Source organism: Rhodococcus sp. P1Y (assembly GCF_003641205.1).
Classification (GTDB): Bacteria; Actinomycetota; Actinomycetes; order Mycobacteriales; family Mycobacteriaceae; genus Rhodococcoides.
Genome location: NZ_CP032762.1, coordinates 4,636,237 through 4,656,941 on the forward strand (window position 1 = coordinate 4,636,237; position 20,705 = coordinate 4,656,941).

Sequence of the window (20,705 nt, forward strand, 5' to 3'; positions counted from 1 at the left end):
TTCGTCTGTGGCGGCCGCATGGCGCCGAGGGGGCGAAATCGAGGAGCGAACGCTGACCGGCAGCGCGGTGGCTCTATCCGCGTGCAACCAGGTTGACACAAAATCATGAGGAAAACCTCACGTTTCGTTTGACGTCCAAGTGCTACCCGCCAGTAAGCACCTGAACTGCGGATTTCGTACCGGTCGCCGAACTGGTGAGTAACAAACGTCGCTGCAGGCAGCGCGCCGATCGACGAGCGAAAAACATGAGGAAATCCTCATATCAATCGTTATCATTCCGTTATGTGAGGCTGAACACACGGGCGCCGATCCGAAGAATTGTCGGACAGGCGAGGTAACTTCCCCGGCACGCAAACCAACAGGGGGGTTTTCATGTATTCGCCAGTTACACATATCCATTCACATCGCGTTGCCGACAGTCCTGCCGCTCAGGAGGCTGCGACCGAACATCAGGGGGAGGTCGTTGCCCTCGTCGCGATCATCGAGAAAACCTTGTCCAAAGAAGCGTCGCCGTTTTGGTTCCCCGGTTGGCAGGGCGAAATAGAAGCAGCTCTGCTCGACTCCGTGTTCGCGGCACGTGCGACCTACGGAGGCGAAGGCAATGGAGTCCGTCGCGTCATTTCGCGATGGCGCGAGCACCGAGGCGACGGCCCGCTCGACGACCTGTCCGTTCTCGCGTCGTTCGTAGAAGCACCGCACGTGCTGGAGGAGTTGCTCGGCAACCGTCAGCGCGTTGCCGGAAACTCCACGACCAAGGCCGAGGCGGCCGCGAAGGCCGCAGCAGCCTTGACCGAGGTCGGGGTGGTTCGGTCGGAAGACCTCGCCGATGCCGACGAAGACTCACATCGGTACCTTGCGCAGGCGAGGGCCTTCACGTCGATCACGGGCGTCGGATACAAGACTTGGCGAAGTCTTGTGTATCTCGCAGGCGGTCGGGATTCCGAGGATTCACTGCTGGTGCAGTTCGTGTCGAACGCTATCGGCGAGCAGGTCGACGAATGCGGAATGCTGGAGTTGATGCACTGCGCAGCCGAGGAACTAGGCACCGATTCACCGACGCTCCAGCACGCTTTGTGGCGTGAACTGCGCCGACCGAATACAACGAAAGCGACTGCCGTCTAAGAACTTTCGATCAGCGCGGCTACACCGTCGAGAATCCGCTCGACACCGAACTCGTACTCGTGCACGGGATCGCTCGCAGCGTCGTAATGCGTCGCTGCGGCGGTCCCGACGCGGGACGACACGGAATACCGTTCGGGCGTCATGACCGATTCCAGAACCGGAGCGGTCGCGTCCCACCACTGTTGATCCGTCATTCCAGAATGCTCTCGAACCCGATCGACCTGAGCGAGTGCACGGGCACTGCCCGCCACATGGTTGAGCACCAGCGTCAGCACCGAGTCCATCTGAACATCGGTGAGCCCGATACCGTCGAGCACGCGGAGTTCGGCTTCGTATTTGTCGCTGACGTTCGGGCCCAACACCGCTCGGCCACCCTGCGCGTCGAGCATCCATCGATGTCGACGGAGCAGATGCCAGTTTCGCTCGGCGACGAACAGTAGACCATCGCGCCACCCGCCTGAGGATCTCGGCTCGTCCACCGTCGCGTACAGGCCTTTCAGCGCTCGATCGATCATCAAATCCACCAGATCGTCCCGCCCTGGAACATGGGTGTAGAGCGACATCGTCCCGGCGCCCAGTCGATCGGCGATTCGCCGCATGGATACCGCATCGAGGCTTTCGGAATCGGCGATCACAATCGCGGCGTCGACTATCGCGTCGATCGTCAACCCTGACCGGCTGACTTTCTCGTTCACTCGCCACAGCAGCCCGAGCGTTCTCGCTGGATCGAAACCCGATTCTTCCTTACGCGCCACACGACGAACAGTACGCTGTACGCCCGAGCACGCCCATCGCTCGAACGGTCCATCCATACGATCAGATGGCGTCGAGGTCACATCCAAGCGGATTCGAGTACCGGATCGGCAGCGTTGTAGACTTGCCGAGCACTCGCGCGAGTGGCGGAATTGGCAGACGCGCTGGATTTAGGTTCCAGTGTCTCAGGACGTGGGGGTTCAAGTCCCCCCTCGCGCACAAAATCCCATGACTCCCGTCTCCCTAACTACCAGAGGTAGTAGAGGCTCGGGTACCGTCGTGGTGTGGCAAAATCCCGCTCTCACCATCGTCCAGCGCTCATTGCGCTGGTACTCGTGTCGGCGGTGGCGTGTCTTGCCCTCGGCTGGTGGCAGTGGGAACGATTCGAATCCGTCGGCGGAAACGGACAGAATTTGGGCTACGCCTTCCAATGGCCGCTGTTCGCGGTTTTCGTGATCTACGCGTATCGCAGGTTCGTACAGCTCGAGGACGACGCCGAATCGGCCGAGAACGACGAACACCCGACCGACGACATCGCGCGTGAAATTCCCGCCGATCTTCTGCCTGCGCGGCCGACCTACGTGGACGACGATCTCGACGACGTCGAGGCCCGCCAACTTCTCGAGTACAACAGCTATCTCGCCGAGCTCGACCGCTCCCGAGAACGATGACAGGAGCACCACCACAGTGAGTACGGCTGCGGACAAGCCCGTTTCGACCGACCGCCAGAAGAAGATCGCGTCGGCTCTCCTGCGTTACCGAGTGTTGGCCTACGCCACCGGCATCTGGCTTCTCGTCCTCACCGTCGAGGTCGTCGCGAAATACATTTTCAAAGTGGAGAATCTTCCCAGTTGGATCGCCGTCGTGCACGGCTGGGTCTACCTCGTGTACCTCATTCTGACCGTCGACCTGGCCATCAAGGTCCGCTGGCCGGCAGCCCGAACCATCGGCACGCTACTGGCGGGCACCATTCCGTTCCTGTCGTTCTTCGTCGAGCACTGGCGCACCACCCAGGTCAAGCGCGACTTCGGGGTCTAGTCAGCAGGTAACGGCCGGGGTGTCGACGCCGGCCAGCGCATTCCGAACGACCTGCTGCGCCACGGGGTCGTAGGAAATGCCCGTGTGTTCGACGACGTCAGCCGGGCACAGGTCCTGCAGCACCACGTTCCGGGCCCCCTCACCCCGAAGTAGGGACGCCTCCCACGGCACCACTTGGTCGTAGCGGGTGACGATAACGGTGTACTCCACCCCTGGGACGGTGTCGGTAGGCGAATTCAGTTGCGCCAGAGAGTCATCCGCGGGCGGACCTGGAACCGGATAGTTGGGCGGCGACAGCGCGACGATCTTGGACACGCGTTCGACCCCACCCAGAAAGCGGACGTAGTAGCGCGGAACCACACCGCCCTTGGAGTGACCGACTATCGCCACCTTCGACGCGCCAGTTGCCCCGAGAACATCGTCGACGAAGGTGGACAACTCGGCAGCACTGTCCGATATCGAACCGAGCCCGCCCACCGGGAGGCCCGCGGGTGCACCGTAATCGAGCGCGAAAACGCAGTAGCCCTCGCTGACCAACTGTGGCCCCAAAGACGCCCAATTGTCGTAGGCGTTCTCGAGGAACCCATGCACCAGCACTACCGGTTCGGGATGCGCGTCACTGGGTTCACAGGCGAAGTTGTTCACCCCCGCCGGCGTGGCGCCCGGGTGCAGGACGGAATAGACCGCCGCTTCCGGGAACGAGGGCTGCGCCGAAGACACTGCTGGCGCAGCACAGGCCGCCGCTCCTACCAATCCCGCAATCACGGCCGTACGATTCACGACCACCAGTGTCCTACGACGTCAGCGCTTGCAACGCCGGAATCAACAATCTCAGTGCACGCCCGCGGTGCGACGCTGCGTCTTTCTCTTCCGGTGTCAGTTCGGCCGCCGAACGCCTGTCTCCTTCGGGCACGAAGACAGGGTCGTACCCGAACCCGTTCTCTCCCAACGGGCTACGAGCGATCACTCCCCGCCATTCACCACGCACGACGCTCTCGCCCCCGCCAGGGACAGCCAATGCGCAGGCGGACACGAATCCCGCTCCCCTACGCTCGTCCGGAACGTCGCCGAGTTGAGCAAGCAGGAGCGCGGTGTTGGCGTCGTCCTGACCGTGCACTCCCGACCACCGCGCCGACAGAACTCCCGGCATTGCGTTCAGCGCGTCCACCTCGAGCCCCGAGTCGTCTGCAACGCAGGCCAATCCCGTGGCGGCCGCCCCGTCGCGTGCCTTCGCCAGTGCGTTCTCTTCGAAAGTCGCCCCGGTCTCCGGCGCCTCCGGAAACTCGGGCACCTCGTCCAGACCGACCAGTTCGATACCGGATACACCCGCGGCGTCGAGAACGCGTCGTAACTCCTTCAGCTTCTTGGCATTACGACTCGCGACGAGGAGCTTGACGTCAGCCACCGAACTTCTTCTTCGACGACTCGGCCGCAGCAGGCTCGGGCAGTACACCGGGATACGGTTCGGCCAGTGCTGCCTTCTGCACCTCGAACAACTGCTCGATGCCCGCGAGCGCGGAGTCGAGCAGCTTGTCCAGGGTGGAACGCGGGAACGTCGCGCCCTCGCCCGTTCCTTGGATTTCGACGAGGGTCCCGGTGTCGGTGGCGACGACGTTCATGTCGACCTCGGCGCGGGAGTCCTCCTCATAGGGAAGATCCAGTCGGACGCGGCCGTCGACCACTCCGACGCTGACTGCCGCTATCCCGCACGAGATCGGCTGCGGATCGGCCAGTCGGCCTGCAGCGCGCAGATACGTGACGGCGTCGCACAGTGCAACGTAGGCGCCGGTCACTGCGGCGGTACGAGTTCCTCCGTCGGCCTGCAGCACGTCGCAGTCGAGAGCAATGGTGTTCTCGCCGATAGCGGCGAGATCGATGCACGCGCGAAGCGACCGACCGACCAGGCGAGAGATCTCCTGGGTCCGACCGCCGACTTTGCCCTTGACCGACTCTCGGCCGCTACGGGTATGCGTGGCGGCGGGCAGCATGGCGTACTCGGCTGTCAGCCAACCGAGGCCCGACCCCTTGCGCCAGCGCGGAACGCCTTCCTCGACGCTGGCCGTACACATGACCCGGGTGTTGCCGAACTCGACCAGTACCGAACCCGCCGGGTTGCTGGTGAATCCACGCGTGATCTTGATGGTGCGGAGTTCATCGTCCGCTCGTCCGTCTTCTCGTCTCGACACGGTTTCACCTTAGTGGCTGCCTACACCGTGAAGACATCCCCCGGGGACACAGCGTGGACCGGACCGCTGAACTCGGCCTTGGCTTCTGCGATGACGTCCTCGCGCGAAGTCCACGGCGGAATGTGCGTCAGCAACAGCTCCCCGACGCCTGCGTCGCGAGCGAGCTGTCCAGCCTCGGTTCCGGATAGATGTACACCCTTGGGACGATCGTCGCTGTGTGTCCAGGACGCCTCGGACAGCAACACGTCGGCGCCCTGGGCGATATCGCGAACTGCTTGGCACATCCCGGTGTCGCCGGTATAGGAAAAAATCTTCCCGTCACCGGTGGTGAAGCGCATCCCGTACGACTCGGGTGGGTGATACACCTGACGCGTCAACACCGACAGGCGACCGTGCTGAATGGTCCGACCGTCGGCCCATCGTCGAAGGTCGAGCGTGTCGGACATGTCATCGATCTGACCGCCGCATTCGGCCGAGGCGACCCCGAGACGAAACGCCGTGTCCTTGGGTCCGTAGACCAGCGCACGTCCCTCTGGCGGGTTCGGGTGGTAACGCCTCCACACGAGAAGACCCGGAACGTCGAGGCAATGATCGGCGTGCAGGTGGGACAGGAAGACGCTGACGTCGCCCGGATCCGCATAACGCTGCAGTGCACCCAGAATGCCCGGTCCGAAGTCCAGTACCACCGGTGAGGTATCGGGCTCGTCGAGCAGATACCCCGATGCGGGGGAATCAGGCCCGGACACGCTGCCCGAGCATCCCAGGACGGTAATACGCATGGAAGTCATGCTGCCACGACATTGCCCGCCGCCGAAACGCATCGCGTGTTTTTGCGGCTGCAACCGACCGCGTCGCCCGTCACATCACTACAGGGCAGGAGATCCGAGCGACTTCCGTCTACGAGCGTCCCTGGCGTCCGAGGACAGAGCCCATGCCGCGATCACGCCGCCGACCGCGCCGGACAGGTGCCCTTCCCACGAGATACCTGGAGTGCTGGGCAGCACTCCCCACAGCGCGCCCCCATACACGAGAAAGACCACGACACCGATAGCCAACTGACCGAGATTGCGGGCGAATATCCCACGTGTGAGCAGGTAAGCGATGAAGCCGAAGATGAGGATCGACGCGCCGATGTGGTTGTAGATCCCGCCCCCGATCAACCAGGTTCCGATACCGCCCACCAGCCAGATGATGCCGGTGGCAGCGAGCCCTCGGCCGATTCCGGACAACAACACCAGAAACCCGAGAACCAGGACGGGGATCGTGTTCGCGATGAGGTGGGCCCAGTCGTCGTGCAGAACCGGCGCGAACAGGATTCCCCAGAGCCCGTCGACCGAGCGAGGGGTGATGCCCGCCTGTTCGACTCGGCTTCCGGACGCGACGTCGACGATTTCTATGACCCACAGCAGTAGAACGAATCCGCCGACGTACTTTGCAGCCGACTGCCACGTGGGTCGCTTCGGATCCGGTGTGGGCAGGTACGGGTTCGCGGTCATCGCGTCGACGCCTTTCGCTCGAGGTGCTGGCCGTCCTCCCCGAGGATACCGCCGGTCAGGACTCGAAGGCCGAAGAAAATATCTGGCGATAGGTGGGGATGCCTGCGACCGATGTCGCGTCGAGCAGTGCTCTGACGATCGCGCGTTCGACGACGTCGGCCGCCACCGCGGCAACGGCATCGAGGACGGGAAGATCCCGGGCGAATGCCCTCGGCAGGGACGTCTCGGTCACCACGGAACGCGTGCCCGTCGACAAGGCGAAGAGGGTGTCGCCGTCGAGCGGCGAGTGAGCGGGCCGGATCGCTCGCGCGAGTCCGTCGTGACCCGCGACCGCCAGCCGCTTGCACGACGCCGGCGACAGCTCGACGTCCGTCGCGACGACGCCGATGGTCGTATTGAGCGCCGTACCTTTTGGTTCGAGAGAGTTCGCGTTCCACAGTTCGTGCACGTCGGGTTTGCGCATGCCATACGCCTGCGGCCCGTCCGAGCCGACGCCCCAGGGCAGGCCGGTGCGTGCGTCGAACACCGCTCCGACGGGGTTGGTGACGATCAGTGCGCCGACGGTGATGCCGTCTGCCGGGCCACCGGAGATGACGGTGCTTGCCGTTCCGACCCCGCCCTTGAGGACACCAGCACGTGCGCCGACGCCTGCGCCGACGGATCCCGTCTCGAAATCTGCCGCTGCCGCTGCCGCCGCTCGATAACCGAATTCGGCTGTCGGACGTATTCCCCAGTCGCCGACGGGCAGATCGAAGATGACGGCACCCGGCACGATCGGCACCACCTCATCGGGACTGCCCATGACTATCCCGTGACCGTGCTCCTCCAGCCATCGCATCACTCCGTCGGCGGCGGCGAGTCCGTAGGCGCTGCCGCCACTGAGCAGAATTGCGTTGACCTGCTGGACCGAGTTGCTCGGGTCGAGCAGGTCGGTCTCTCGTGTACCCGGTCCCCCGCCTCGCACGTCCACCGCAGCAACTGCTCCGCCCACAGTCCTGACGACCGTGCAGCCGGTAGCCGCCCCCGAGCCCATCTCGGCATCCGGGTCGAGCTGGTGGTGATGTCCGACCAGCAACCCGCTGACGTCGGTCAATGAGTCCCGCGAACCATGCAACCGAACACCGGGCACAGGCGAGCTCCTAGGGCGTGAGAACCTGCACGAGGGAATCCTGCATCCAGGTGAGCCAGTGGTACACATCGAGGTGAGGGGCACGCGGATCGCCCTCGTCGAGAACCTCTGGGGTGTCGGCGTCGATGCCCAGCGTGGTTCCGAGCGCCAATCGTACGTCGTTGAGGCCGGTCAGCCAGGCGTCGGCCTGCTCGGGTGTCAAACCGATCTTGCCGCCGTCGGCGGGAAGGGTATCGAGGATGACACGGCTGGCTGCAAGCTTGTCGTCGATGATCGCCGGCTCGTGCAACCCACGGAGTGCGCCGTTGAGATCGGCGGTGTCGGCGTCGTCCGTCTGCTCGATCCGGTGGAAGTCCGGCAGCAATCTGGCGAGCGCTGCGTCTTCGGGGGGTGAGCTGTGGCCGGTGCGAAGACCCGTCATGGCCGCGAGTTCGTCGGCGGGTGCATCCGCCGCGCGATCACCGAGCAGACCGACGACCGAACCCACGAGGGATCTCAGCACCGTCGCCTCACGCGCATCCATCTCCGAACGGATCTTTACTCCGCTGAGCGTGTTCTTCCTGCTCCAGGTCCGCACAGATCGATCTTCCTTCGCACTAGGGAACGCTATGTGTCCTGCTGCATGGTCGCCCACAGTCCGGCTGCATGAAGCCTGCGGACATCGTTCTCCATCTTGTCCCGGTCACCGCTGGACACGACTGCCTTGCCTTCCGAGTGCACCTGCATCATCAGCTCGGTCGCCTTCGCCTTGCTGTATCCGAAGAGTTTCTGGAAGACGTAGGTCACGTAGTGCATCAGGTTGACCGGATCGTCCCAGACGATGGTCACCCACGGAGCATCCTGCGCCTCGTCCGTCGCTTCCACCACGGTTTCGGCTGGCACTGCCTGCGGGGAGGCGGCCAACCTCGGCGCCTCGGCGACCCAGCCTGCGATCTCGTCAGCCGTCGATGAAGCCATGGGAACAGCGTACGACGAGCGGGGGAACCTGCACACCGTCGCCCCCGCGCCTCGTAGTGTTGGTCATGTGCCTACCGCATCGACAGCCGGCCCGGACATATCGGACAACGCTCCCAGTGCCGCGCTCTTCACCGACCAGTACGAATACACGATGCTCTCGGCTGCTCTCGCCGATGGATCGGCGCACAAGCCCTGCAGTTTCGAGGTGTTCGCCCGCAGGCTTCCCGCCGGTAGGCGATACGGCGTCGTTGCAGGCACCGCGCGCTTCCTGGAGGCTCTCACCCGATTTCGGTTCGGACAGGACGAGCTCGACGTAGTCGCGAAATTCCTCGACGCACCGACCGTGGAGTGGCTCGCGAACTACCGCTTCACCGGCGACATCGACGGCTACCGCGAGGGCGATCTCTACTTCCCCGGCTCACCGGTGCTCTCGGTCCGCGGCTCCTTCGCCGAGTGTGTCGTCCTCGAGACCCTTGCACTGTCGATCCTCAACCACGACAGCGCGATCGCATCGGCTGCTGCCCGCATGTCGGACGCTGCCCGCTCGCGACCGATCATCGAGATGGGCTCGCGCCGCACACACGAAGAAGCTGCGGTCGCCTCGTCACGGGCGGCATACATCGCAGGGTTCTCGGCGACGTCGAACCTCGAAGCGGTCCGACGTCACGGAGTTCCAGGCGCGGGTACCTCGGCCCACGCGTTCACCTTGCTCTACACCGGCGCGGACGGACCCGACGAGAAGGCTGCGTTCGCCGCACAGGTCCGCGCGCTCGGCGTTTCCACCACGTTGCTCGTCGACACCTACGACATCACACAGGGTGTCGCCAACGCGGTCGAGGTTGCAGGCCCCGAGCTCGGCGGCGTGCGGATCGACTCGGGAGACCTCGGGGTCCTCGCGCGCCAGGTTCGCCAGCAACTCGACGACCTCGGCGCGAAGAACACGAAAATCGTCGTTTCCGGCGACCTCGACGAATACGCGATCGCCGCACTCCGCGCCGAGCCGGTGGACTCGTACGGCGTCGGGACGTCGCTGGTGACCGGGTCGGGAGCACCGACTGCCGGCATGGTCTACAAGGTCGTGACCGTCGACGGGCGCCCGGTGGCCAAGCGCAGCAGCCACAAGGAATCGCGTGGTGGTGCCAAAGCGGCGCTCCGCACCACTCGGAGCACCGGAACCGCCGTCGAGGAAATCGTGTACCCGTTCGGCAGCACGCCGGAGATCGAAAGCGGACTGACGGCCACCGATCTCAGCGTTCCGCTCGTGCGCGGCGGCGAACAGGTCGACGGGTTGCCGAGCCTGCAGGACTCGCGCGCACTGTTGGCCAGCAGGTTGATATCACTGCCGTGGGAGGGCCTGAAGTTGTCCCAGGGGGAGCCTGCAATTCCCACGCGCTTCCTCTGACTCTTCGGGCTCCGCGCCAGTGGCGCGGACAAGTGCCACATGGGGCACTTGTCCGTGCCACTCGCGGCGCCGCCTCCCCGGTGTCGGTGGAACAGTTCGTCGGTGATCCGCAGTAGTCTTCTTCGGTGCCGAAGACCGAACTGCCCACCGTGCCTGCTTTGCTGAAGGCCGCGGTGCACGCTCTCGGCGGTAAGGAGCGCAGCAACCAGCTGACGATGGCGTCGGCGGTAGCGCATTCGATCGATACCGGCGAGCACTTGGCGGTACAGGCAGGCACCGGCACCGGAAAGTCGCTCGCGTACCTGGTGCCGAGCATCCGGCATGCCGTCGAATCCGGCCGCACCGTAGTGGTGTCCACGGCGACCATCGCGCTGCAGCGCCAGCTCGTCGATCGCGACCTCCCGCGTCTGGCCGACGCATTGACCGAGGCAATCGGGCGGAGGCCGAAGTTCGCGATACTCAAGGGCCGGAACAACTACCTGTGCATGAACAAGATCCACTCCGGGGCATCCGAGGAGGCTCCCGAAGCCGAACTGTTCGACGCCTTCGCTGTATCGCGGCTCGGCCGCGAGGTCGTGCGGCTGACCAAGTGGTCGTCCGAGACCGAAACCGGTGACCGCGACGACGTCGTCCCCGGTGTCAGCGATCAGGCATGGCGCCAGGTCAGCGTCACCGCGCGTGAATGCCTCGGCAAAGCCCGGTGCCCGGTCGGCGAGGACTGCTTCGCCGAACGAGCGAAAACCGAAGCGGCTCAGGTCGATGTCGTAGTAACCAATCACGCGCTTCTGGCGATCGATGCGATCACCGGGATCCAGATTCTTCCCGAGCACGATGTGGTCGTCATCGACGAAGCCCACGAGCTCGTCGACCGAGTCACGGGCGTCGCCACCTCCGAGTTGTCCGCGGCGACGGTCACCGCGGCAGCGCGCCGCTGCGCCAAACTGATCGAAGAAGAGATCATCGACTCTCTCGACGGTGCGGCCGAGAACTGGGGATCAGTCCTCGACGACATGCCTGCCGGACGCTGGGCCGCGCTGCCCGACGACGTTGCTCCCGCACTCGCATCCATCCGCGATTCTGCTTGGGCGGTGCGTACGGCGATCGGACCGATGCCGAAGGGAGCGGCAGCCGCCGACCCCGAGGCCGCAGCCGCGCGCAATGCAGCCCTCGTCGCAGTCGACGAGGTGCACGACAGTGCAGTCCGAGTCCTCGAGGCCTTCGACGAACCGGACCCGGCCAAACGCAAAGACGTCGTATGGCACGCAGTCGACGACTTCCGCGGCTCGGTCAAACGGACGGTACGCATGGCACCGCTGTCGGTGGGCGGTCTGCTGAGGTCCAGGCTGTTCGCCGAGTCGACTGTGGTCCTGACGTCCGCGACGCTCACCGTGGGCGGATCGTTCGATGGACTGGCCGTCAACTGGGGGCTACCGGCCGAGAACTCCGGCCGAAGTGAGACGACGATGGCTTCCGGCGTCGAACCGCCCTCGGACACGGCGTCGATAAGATGGAATTCGCTCGATGTCGGATCGCCCTTCGACCACGCGAAAGCGGGCATCCTCTACGTCGCGAAGCACCTTCCGTCCCCAGGCCGCGACGGTTTGTCCCCGCTGTACCTCGACGAGATCGAGAAACTGGTCTCGGCCGCGGGTGGACGTACGCTCGGACTGTTCTCGTCGATGCGTGCAGCCAAAGCAGCTGCCGAGGAGATGCGTGAGCGGCTCGACACTCCCATTCTGTGCCAGGGCGACGATGCTACCGGGGCGTTGGTCGACAAGTTCGCTGCCGACGAACCGACCTCTCTTTTCGGGACTTTGTCACTCTGGCAGGGAGTGGATGTCCCCGGTCCGTCGCTCAGTCTCGTCATCCTCGACCGCATTCCGTTTCCGCGTCCGGACGACCCGCTACTCGTCGCTCGGCAGCAGGCAGTGCAGTCGCGCGGCGGCAACGGATTCCTGTCCGTCGCAGCCAATCACGCTGCACTTCTTCTGGCGCAGGGCGTCGGTCGCCTGTTGCGAAGCGTCGACGATCGGGGCGTCGTCGCCATGCTCGACTCGCGGCTGGCGACGGCCCGATACGGCGGCTATCTCCGGGCGTCGTTGCCTCCGTTCTGGGAGACATCCGACCCCGAAGTAGTACGAAAAGCCCTCACGCGCCTGGCCGGAAAGCCCTAGACCGCAGCAGTTTTCACCAACCCGAGTTCCGCGTCTCCTGCCAGAAGCTGGTGATGAGGTAGCACTCTGACCGTGTACCCGACGGCGCCGCTGACCGGCAGTGCCGTATCGGTGACGAAAACATCACCGAGCGAGTCGGTTCCGGCGTGCGTCATGACGACGGTGCGAACGTCGGTGAGGTCGTCGTTGTCGTCTACCCGCCCGAGAACGGCCTGGACAACCACGTCAGAAGGCGTCAACTCCCCCAGCCGAACGTAGGCTCGCAGAGTCAGTTGTGCGCCGATCACCGGTGTGTCGGGCAATCCTTCGCTGTCGACCTGGACGACCTCGACCGCGTGCCAGGTGTTCTCGACGCGAGAACGGTACGCAGCTACATCCTTGGCACCGAGATAGCCGTCGGCATTCGCGGCTCGACCTGCCTCAGCGGCCGGAGCGTAGTAGCCGAGGGTGTAGTCCCGAACCATCCTCGACGCCAGCACCTTCGGGCCCAGATTTTCGAGCGTGTGACGCACCATTTCGATCCACCGCGTCGGTACTCCATCGGTCCGATCGTAGAACTTGGGCAGCACCGCCTGCTCGAGCAATTCGTAGAGTGCAGCCGCTTCGAGGTCGTCCCGTCGGTTCTCGTCGGTGACGCCATCCGCAGTCGGTATGGCCCAACCGTTTTCGCCGTCGTACATCTCGTCCCACCACCCGTCGCGAATCGACAGGTTGAGTCCGCCGTTGAGCGCGGACTTCATTCCCGACGTACCGCACGCTTCGAGCGGCCGCAGCGGATTGTTGAGCCACACATCGCATCCCCAGTACAGGTACCGTGCCATCGACATGTCGTAGTCGGGCAGGAACACGATGCGATGACGAACGTCGGCCTCGTCGGCGAACCGGACGATCTGCTGAATGAGTGCCTTACCGCCGTCGTCCGCGGGGTGCGATTTACCGGCGACGACGAGTTGAACCGGCCGTTCGGGGTCGAGCAGGAGGCGCTTGAGCCGCTCCGGCTCGCGCAGCATCAGCGTAAGACGCTTGTAGGTCGGTACCCGACGTGCGAACCCGACCGTCAGGATATTCGGGTCGAATACTCCGGCCGTCCAACCGAGTTCGGCTTGAGTGGAACCGCGCTCGAGGCACGAGCGCCGAACTCGACGCCGAACTTCCTCGACGAGCTGGCCTCTCAGTTGGTTCCGCGTTGACCACAGCGTGGCGGACGGAACCGAGTTGAGCTGTTCCCAGCCGCGCGCCTCTTCGACCGCCTGCGTCCCGACGACGTCGTGGGCTAGTTCCATCCACTCGCGCGCAGCCCAGGTCGGGGCATGCACTCCATTGGTCACCGATCCGATCGGCACCTCCGATGCGTCGAAACCGGGCCACAGATCACTGAACATGTCGCGGCTGACGATGCCATGGAGTTTCGAGACGCCGTTGGCGCGCTGACCCAGTCGCAGGCCCATGTGCGCCATGTTGAACACCGATCGGTCGCTCTCGGCGCCGAGTGCAAGGACGCGGTCGAGTGGAAGTCCGGGCAGCAGAGCCGAATCGGACGCTCCGTCCGCACTGCCGAAATAGTGCCGCACCAGATCGGCCGGAAAGCGGTCGATACCCGCTGGTACGGGTGTGTGGGTCGTGAAGACAGTTGCGGCTCGGACGGACGCGAGCGCCGAGTCGAAGTCGAGCCCGCGCGAGGTGACAAGTTCGCGAATGCGCTCCGCGCCGAGGAACCCGGCGTGGCCCTCGTTCATGTGGAACACCTCGGGGTCGGGAAGACCGTGTTCGTGCGTGTACGCCCGGATCGCACGGACTCCGCCGATGCCGGCGAGAATCTCCTGCTTGATGCGGTGGTCCTGGTCACCGCCGTAGAGACGATCGGTGACGCCACGCAATTCGGGGTCGTTGTCGGGGATGTCGGAGTCGAGAAGGAGCAACGGCACCCGACCTACCTGCGCGATCCACACTCTGGCCCGAAGCACCCGCTGACCAGGCATGGACACGTGGATCAGAACAGGTACACCGGACGAATCGGCGAGAAGCCGCAGCGGCAGACCCTGCGGATCGAGTGAGGGATACCGCTCTGCTTGCCATCCGTCCGCCGTCAAGGACTGCCTGAAGTAACCGGAGCGATAGAGCAGCCCGACACCGATGAGCGGCAACCCCAGGTCGGACGCAGCTTTGAGGTGGTCGCCGGCCAAGATGCCGAGCCCACCCGAGTAGTTGGGGAGGACCTCGCTGACACCGAACTCCATCGAGAAGTAGCCGATACCTGCGGGTAGCAACTGCCCGCTGTCCTGCTGTTGCTGGTACCACAGCGGGCGGGTGAGGTACTCGCGAAGATCGGCTGCCACTGCGTCGAGACGGTCGGTGAACGCGCTGTCACCAGCCAGGGACTCCAACCGCGCAGGTGCCACGGCGCCCAGCAATCCGATGGGGTCTCGTTCGGTCTCGATCCACAGCTGCGGATCGATGTCCTCGAACAGCTGTTGTGTGGGCGAGTGCCACGACCAGCGGAGGTTTGTCGACAGCTCCGCGAGGGCATTCAGCCGATCGGGCAGGTGGGCGCGGACGGTGAATCGGCGTAGAGCTTTCACCCGAAGAACCCTACCCACCCGCGGTCGCATCGTGAGTCGACTTGCCGATCTCGTCTCGACTACGGCGCGGCCTCCGCAACTGCACTACGGTTGTCATGGAACAGCACGCCGACCACAGCTACCGATCGAATCACGTCGATCGAGAAGATCGCCGACGCGAAGAATGGAGCGTGAAGTGACAGGTCGACTCGGTATCGACAACGTCCTTCCAGACACGGCCACCGGAAAATTTCCCGCGAAAGCGGTGGTGGGCGAAGCGTTTCCGGTTTCGGCGGACGTATGGCGAGAGGGTCACGACGCCGTCGCGGCAACGCTGGCCGTTCGCGGTCCCGGACTACGTACACCGCTGCGAATAACGATGACGCCGGGACACGAACCCGACACCTTCGACGCGTTGTTCACCCCCACTGCTCCCGGCTACTGGATATGCCGAATCGAGGCATGGAGTGATCCCGTCGCGACGTGGAAACACGCAGTCGAGGCCAAACTCGGCGTCGGTCAGAGCGCGAGTGAACTCGCCAACGATTTGGAAATCGGCGCTCGGCTCTTCGAACGCGCTGCAGATGGCGTCCCGGACGAGGACAGAACTCTCCTCAAAGATGTCGTGACCGCCCTGCGAGATACCGACCGACAACTGCCTGCTCGAATCTCCCCCGCGTTCGCCACGTCGGTGACCGCGTTACTGCACGAGTATCCCCTGCGCGAGCTCATCACCCGCTCGAACGGGATCAACATCTGGGTCGACCGCAATCGCGCCCTCAACGGCGCTTGGTACGAGTTCTTTCCGCGCTCGACCGGCGGATGGAACGACGACGGCTCGCCGCGCCACGGGACGTTTGCAACGTCGACGGAGCAGTTGCCACGAATCGCGCGTATGGGCTTCGACGTCGTTTACCTTCCGCCGATTCATCCCATTGGCGTCGTCAACCGTAAAGGTCCGAACAACACCCTCACACCGGGTCCGGACGACGTCGGGTCGCCATGGGCAATCGGCTCGAAGGACGGTGGCCATGACGCCATCCATCCGGAGCTCGGAACCGAGGACGACTTCCGTGCATTCGTCGACGCCGCGAACGCTCTCGATCTCGAAGTGGCCTTGGACCTGGCGCTGCAGGCCGCTCCCGATCACCCGTGGGCGGAGGCACATCCGGAGTGGTTCACGGTATTGCCGGACGGGACCATCGCCTACGCGGAGAACCCGCCCAAGAAGTACCAGGACATCTACCCGGTCAATTTCGACAACGATCGCCGTGGAATCTACGAGGAAGTACTTCGCGTCGTCCGCCATTGGATTGCGTTGGGCGTCAAGATCTTCCGGGTCGACAATCCGCACACCAAGCCGCCGGACTTCTGGCAGTGGCTGATCGCGGAGGTGAAGAAGTCCAATCCCGAGGTGCTGTTCCTCGCCGAGGCGTTCACCCGTCCCGCCCGCATGTACGGACTCGCACAGCGCGGATTCACCCAGTCCTACACCTACTTCACTTGGCGAGTCGCCAAGTGGGAGATCACCGAATTCGCCGAGGAGCATGCGCGACGCGCAGACGATGCCCGGCCCAATCTGTTCGTCAACACCCCGGACATCCTGCACGAGAGCCTGCAACACGGTGGGCCGGGAGTCTTCGCGCTACGCGCTGCCCTCGCCGCGACCTTGGCACCGACGTGGGGTGTCTATTCGGGGTACGAACTGTACGAGCATCAAGCCGTCCGTCCAGGTAGCGAGGAATACCTCGATTCCGAGAAGTACCAGCTGCGTCCGCGCGATTTCGAGGGTGCGCTAGCCCGTGGCGAATCGCTCGAGCCCTGGCTCGGAACGTTGAACTCGATTCGTCGCGCACACCCAGCGCTGCAGCAGTTACGCAACATTCACTTTCACCACGTCGACAACGACGCACTGATCGCGTATTCGAAGTTCGACCCCAACACCGGCGACTCGGTGTTGGTGGTGATCAACCTCGATCCGTTCGGGCCCGAGGAAGGAACGATCTGGCTGGACATGCCGCAGATCGGACTGGACTGGCACGACACATTGACGGTCACCGACGAGGTGTCCGGGCAACAATTCCATTGGGGGCAAGCCAATTTCGTCAAGCTGGAACCGTGGAAGGCGGTGGCCCACATCCTGGCGCTACCTCCGATCCCCTACCCCGCACGGCTCGAACTGGCATACCGCGGCAACCGGAAGTGAGTGGGAATCAACGTGACCGAGAATCCGACCACACCTGACAACGCAGCACCACCCCAGGGCGATCTCGACCTGCTCGCTCAGGGCACGCACTACAACCCGCACTCGATTCTGGGAGCTCATCCTGTCTCGGGCGCAACCGTCATCCGTGCGCTCAAGCCGAACGCAGAGTCGGTCGTCGCACGCATCGGCGGCAAGGACTTCCCGCTCACGCACGTCGCGCACGGCATCTTCGCAGCGTCGGTACCGTTCGAGAACCTGAGCGACTACCGACTGGTGGTCACCTGGCCCGGCGGTCACACCACCACCTCTGCGGACGGCTACCGCTTCCTGCCGACCCTGGGCGAGCTCGACCTCCACTTGTTCGGCGAGGGCCGCCATGAACGACTGTGGGACATCCTCGGCGCGCACCAGCAGAACTACACGACGCCCGACGGCGACGTCAGTGGCACGTCGTTCGCTGTGTGGGCGCCCGCAGCACGCGGAGTCACCGTCATAGGCGAATTCGACGGCTGGACGGGCCAGAGCTTCCCTATGCGTGCTTTGGGCTCCACCGGTGTGTGGGAGGTGTTCGTACCCGACATCGGCCCGGGCACGATCTACAAGTATCGAGTCCACGGCTCGGACGGTATCGCCAGGGACAAGGCCGACCCGATGGCATTCGCGACTGAAATTCCGCCGGCAACAGCATCGGTCGTCACCCAAACCGAGTTCGAGTGGACCGACGACGACTGGCTCGAGGCGCGGGCGGACATCGAGCCCACGGCAGCTCCGATGAGCGTGTACGAGGTCCACCTCGCGTCGTGGCGTCAGGGACTCGACTACCGCCAACTCGCGGTACAGCTCGCCGAGTACGTGCTGGAGACGGGTTTCACCCACGTCGAGTTGCTTCCCGTCGCCGAGCACCCGTTCGGTGGTTCGTGGGGATACCAGGTCACCTCGTACTACGCACCGACGTCACGGTTCGGCAGTCCGGACGATTTCCGCTTCTTCGTCGACCACCTTCACCAAGCTGGTATCGGCGTCATCGTCGACTGGGTTCCCGCTCACTTTCCCAAGGACGAGTGGGCGCTCGCATTGTTCGACGGCGGCCCGCTGTACGAACACGGCGATCCCCAGCGCGGCGAGCAACTCGACTGGGGCACACTGGTTTTCGACTTCGGCCGCCGCGAGGTCCGGAACTTCCTGGTCGCCAATGCGCTGTTCTGGCTCGACGAATTCCACATCGACGGACTTCGTGTCGACGCCGTCGCGTCGATGCTCTACCTCGACTACTCACGTCCCGAAGGTGGCTGGACGCCGAACATCCACGGCGGCCGCGAAAACCTCGAAGCAGTCTCGTTCCTGCAGGAGATGAACGCGACGGTCCACAAGAAGTTCCGCGGAGTCGTCACGGTTGCCGAGGAGTCGACGGCGTGGCCCGGTGTCACCCGGCCGACCAGTGTCGGCGGTCTCGGTTTCAACATGAAGTGGAACATGGGCTGGATGCACGACACGCTCGGGTTCCTGGGCCGCGACCCGATCCATCGGACCTACCACCACCACGAGATCACGTTCTCCCTCGTGTACGCCTGGAGTGAGAACTACCTCCTGCCCATCAGTCACGACGAGGTCGTGCACGGCAAGGGAACGCTGTGGACCCGGATGCCCGGTGACGATCATGCGAAGGCAGCAGGCCTGCGAGGAATGCTCGCGTACATGTGGGCTCACCCCGGCAAGCAACTTCTGTTCATGGGCCAGGAGTTCGGTCAGACGCGCGAGTGGTCCGAGGAGCGCGGCCTGGACTGGTTCCAGCTCGACGAAAACAACGACAGTGGTCTGCATCGCGGGGTGTTGAACCTGGTCACCGACCTCAACGCCACCTACCGCGAGCACGCGGCGCTCTGGACGCTCGACACATCGCCGAGCGGATATTCGTGGATCGATGCCAACGACACCGAGAACAACGTGCTCAGCTTCCTCAGGTACGGAGCCGATGGTTCAGTGGTCGCCTGCGTCTTCAACTTCTCAGGAGTCGTACGCGGCGACTATCGTGTCGGATTACCGGAACCCGGTCGCTGGCGCGAGATCCTCAACACGGATGCACGCTCGTACGGCGGCAGCGGAGTCGGCAATCTCGGTGAAGTGACGGCAACGTCGCACTCGTGGCACGGCCGACCGGCGTCTGCACAGGTCGCGCTGCCCGCCAACGGAGCGATCTGGATCAAACTGGAGCGATGAATGAGCGGCGGTCGTACCCGACGACACCCTGTGTGGATGACCGCCGTGATAGCCGTGGCAGTACTGGCTGGGTGTAGCCAGTCGGTGGACGGACGTGCAGTCTCGATCTACGAGAACCCGTTCACCGTTGCCGGCCTTCCGGTCACCGACGGGCCGAGCGGACCCCGGCCCGGAGTGCAGAACTCCAGTCTCGCCGTGCGTAACGCGGAGGGCACGGACTCGGACATCATCGCGACCAACGCCATCGACGACATCCAGCAGTACTGGACCACGACGTACCCGGAGTTGTTCTCGACGCCGTTCGCTCCCGTGTCCGAGTTGATCTCGTGGGACGCCAGCGAGGACGAGGGTGACGGCATCCGATTCTGCGGCCTTCGCACCGGCGGCGTACCCAACGCTGCCTATTGCACCAGGGACGACACCATCGGCTGGGACCGGACCATTCTCTTGCCCGCGTTGATCGACGCTTTCGGCCCGATGGCCGTCGTCATGGTGATCGCGCACGAATACGGCCACTCGATTCAGCACCAGTCCGGCCTCGTCGGTGACGACACACCGACCATCGTCGCCGAACAGCAGGCAGACTGCTTCGCGGGGGCCTTCATCAGGCATGTGGCCGAAGGCGATTCGCCGCATTTCACCATCAACACGTCCGACGGGCTCAACGGCGTCCTCGCTGCGACAGTGGCAGTGCGTGACGTCGACCCCAACGATCCCGAATCGGTTCACGGTTCGGCGTTCGAGCGCGTCACCGCTGTTCAGATCGGCTTCACCGACGGAGCGTCGTCGTGCGTCAACATCGACGAGGACGAGATCGACTCCCGACGTGCCGATCTGCCGCAGAAGTTCAGCGACGCGGACGACGACGGCGAACTTCCTGTCACCAGGGAGTCGCTGGAGGCGTTCGTTCGGTCCTTCGAAAGTCTGCTCGCACTGGAGAATCCGCCGACCGTGTCCTACGACGGAAGCGACACCGGATGCCCCGACGGGACGTCGACCGAGCCGGTGTCCTATTGCGCGTCGACCAACACTCTCGGCGTCGACGTCGACGAGCTCGCCGAACTCGGCACCGCAGAACGTCCCCGGCGCGGAGATGTCATCCCGCTCAACGTCTCGGGCGACTACAGCGCATATGTGTTGTTCGCGTCGCGATACACCCTCGCAGTGCAGAACGCGGCAGGCCAAGCCCTCGACGATCCGCAGTCGGCCCTCCGCTCGGCGTGCCTGTCCGGAGTCATCACAGCAGGATTGAGCTCCGAGAACCCCGAGGCAAAAGGCCTGGAAGTGTGGCTCTCGCCGGGCGACCTCGACGAAGCAGTCTCGGGATTGCTCAGCGATGGCCTGACCGCCAGCGACATCAACGGCGTCACGCTGCCGAGCGGCTTTTCGCGCGTCGATGCCTTCCGCTCCGGCGTGCTCGGTGGCCAGGACACCTGCAATGTCCGCTACCGGTGAACCAGCCGGTGT

Annotated in this window: 18 protein-coding genes and 1 tRNA gene; 9 read left to right on the forward strand and 10 right to left on the reverse strand. The window is 64.3% G+C overall.

From position 1 onward, the window contains the following. Positions 1-372: 372 nt before the first annotated feature. The gene (locus D8W71_RS21345; RefSeq protein ID WP_121116347.1) at positions 373-1,122 is read left to right on the forward strand and encodes a hypothetical protein; all 750 of its coding nucleotides are present in this window, start codon (positions 373-375) and stop codon (positions 1,120-1,122) included. Here D8W71_RS21345 and D8W71_RS21350 read toward each other — a convergent pair. Continuing rightward, on the reverse strand, positions 1,119-1,877 hold the full coding sequence (locus D8W71_RS21350; RefSeq protein WP_121119715.1) for a TetR/AcrR family transcriptional regulator: 759 nt from the start codon (positions 1,875-1,877) through the stop codon (positions 1,119-1,121). The two genes, D8W71_RS21345 and D8W71_RS21350, sit on opposite strands and share 4 nt — an antisense overlap. Positions 1,878-2,012: 135 nt before the next feature. Between D8W71_RS21350 and D8W71_RS21355 the strand changes: the two genes are divergently transcribed. The 3 genes from D8W71_RS21355 to D8W71_RS21365 all read left to right on the forward strand — a co-directional run bounded on the left by D8W71_RS21355 (position 2,013) and on the right by D8W71_RS21365 (position 2,913). After that, positions 2,013-2,094, forward strand: a tRNA-Leu gene (locus tag D8W71_RS21355). Positions 2,095-2,159: 65 nt separating this feature from the next. Beyond that, on the forward strand, positions 2,160-2,546 hold the full coding sequence (locus D8W71_RS21360) for a transcriptional regulator (RefSeq protein ID WP_201265156.1): 387 nt from the start codon (positions 2,160-2,162) through the stop codon (positions 2,544-2,546). A 16-nt stretch (positions 2,547-2,562) separates the two neighbouring features. Next, entirely contained in the window at positions 2,563-2,913 is a 351-nt protein-coding gene (locus tag D8W71_RS21365) for a DUF3817 domain-containing protein (protein ID WP_121116352.1), read from the forward strand. Here the strand turns inward: D8W71_RS21365 and D8W71_RS21370 are convergent, their stop codons facing one another. From D8W71_RS21370 to clpS, 8 genes are all read right to left on the reverse strand, one after another. Then, positions 2,914-3,693, reverse strand: coding sequence for an esterase/lipase family protein (locus tag D8W71_RS21370; protein WP_236077546.1), 780 nt, complete (start codon positions 3,691-3,693; stop codon positions 2,914-2,916). It lies immediately after the preceding gene. Between the two features lie 13 nt (positions 3,694-3,706). Next, the gene (gene rdgB / locus D8W71_RS21375; RefSeq protein WP_121116356.1) at positions 3,707-4,318 is read right to left on the reverse strand and encodes an RdgB/HAM1 family non-canonical purine NTP pyrophosphatase; all 612 of its coding nucleotides are present in this window, start codon (positions 4,316-4,318) and stop codon (positions 3,707-3,709) included. Further along, positions 4,311-5,099, reverse strand: a complete 789-nt coding sequence (gene rph, locus D8W71_RS21380; RefSeq protein ID WP_121116358.1) for a ribonuclease PH — start codon at positions 5,097-5,099, stop codon at positions 4,311-4,313. The genes rdgB and rph overlap by 8 nt, the downstream gene beginning before the upstream one ends. Before the next feature lie 20 nt (positions 5,100-5,119). Further along, positions 5,120-5,878 carry a cyclic nucleotide-degrading phosphodiesterase gene (locus D8W71_RS21385; RefSeq protein ID WP_201265157.1) on the reverse strand — a complete coding sequence of 253 codons (759 nt, stop codon included), beginning with the start codon at positions 5,876-5,878 and terminating at the stop codon, positions 5,120-5,122. Between the two features lie 87 nt (positions 5,879-5,965). Beyond that, positions 5,966-6,595, reverse strand: a complete 630-nt coding sequence (locus D8W71_RS21390) for a rhomboid family intramembrane serine protease (RefSeq protein ID WP_121116360.1) — start codon at positions 6,593-6,595, stop codon at positions 5,966-5,968. Between the two features lie 55 nt (positions 6,596-6,650). Beyond that, positions 6,651-7,724 (reverse strand): P1 family peptidase, encoded by a 1,074-nt coding sequence (locus D8W71_RS21395; protein WP_236077547.1) that lies wholly within the window; start codon positions 7,722-7,724, stop codon positions 6,651-6,653. Between the two features lie 10 nt (positions 7,725-7,734). Beyond that, the gene (aosR, locus tag D8W71_RS21400) at positions 7,735-8,301 is read right to left on the reverse strand and encodes an oxidative stress transcriptional regulator AosR (RefSeq protein WP_121116364.1); all 567 of its coding nucleotides are present in this window, start codon (positions 8,299-8,301) and stop codon (positions 7,735-7,737) included. Positions 8,302-8,330: 29 nt separating this feature from the next. Continuing rightward, positions 8,331-8,681: an ATP-dependent Clp protease adapter ClpS gene (clpS, locus tag D8W71_RS21405; RefSeq protein WP_121116366.1), complete on the reverse strand. Its 351-nt coding sequence runs from the start codon at positions 8,679-8,681 to the stop codon at positions 8,331-8,333. Between the two features lie 67 nt (positions 8,682-8,748). Between clpS and D8W71_RS21410 the strand changes: the two genes are divergently transcribed. Both D8W71_RS21410 and D8W71_RS21415 read left to right on the forward strand, forming a co-directional pair. Next, positions 8,749-10,083, forward strand: coding sequence for a nicotinate phosphoribosyltransferase (locus tag D8W71_RS21410; protein WP_268959812.1), 1,335 nt, complete (start codon positions 8,749-8,751; stop codon positions 10,081-10,083). A 125-nt stretch (positions 10,084-10,208) separates the two neighbouring features. Beyond that, positions 10,209-12,257: an ATP-dependent DNA helicase gene (locus tag D8W71_RS21415; RefSeq protein ID WP_121116371.1), complete on the forward strand. Its 2,049-nt coding sequence runs from the start codon at positions 10,209-10,211 to the stop codon at positions 12,255-12,257. Here the strand turns inward: D8W71_RS21415 and glgP are convergent. Next, complete coding sequence (gene glgP / locus D8W71_RS21420; protein ID WP_121116373.1) at positions 12,254-14,836, reverse strand: alpha-glucan family phosphorylase; 2,583 nt, start codon at positions 14,834-14,836, stop codon at positions 12,254-12,256. The genes D8W71_RS21415 and glgP overlap by 4 nt on opposite strands. A 175-nt stretch (positions 14,837-15,011) precedes the next feature. On the opposite strand from glgP, the gene D8W71_RS21425 reads away from it, so the two are divergent. Genes D8W71_RS21425 through D8W71_RS21435 form a run of 3 tightly spaced genes read left to right on the forward strand, consistent with a single transcriptional unit; the run spans position 15,012 to position 20,693 of the window. After that, entirely contained in the window at positions 15,012-17,021 is a 2,010-nt protein-coding gene (locus tag D8W71_RS21425; RefSeq protein WP_121119719.1) for a maltotransferase domain-containing protein, read from the forward strand. Positions 17,022-17,033: 12 nt separating this feature from the next. Then, positions 17,034-19,238, forward strand: coding sequence for a 1,4-alpha-glucan branching protein GlgB (gene glgB, locus D8W71_RS21430; protein ID WP_121119721.1), 2,205 nt, complete (start codon positions 17,034-17,036; stop codon positions 19,236-19,238). Next, positions 19,239-20,693, forward strand: a complete 1,455-nt coding sequence (locus D8W71_RS21435; RefSeq protein WP_121116375.1) for a metallopeptidase — start codon at positions 19,239-19,241, stop codon at positions 20,691-20,693. Positions 20,694-20,705 lie beyond the last annotated feature (12 nt).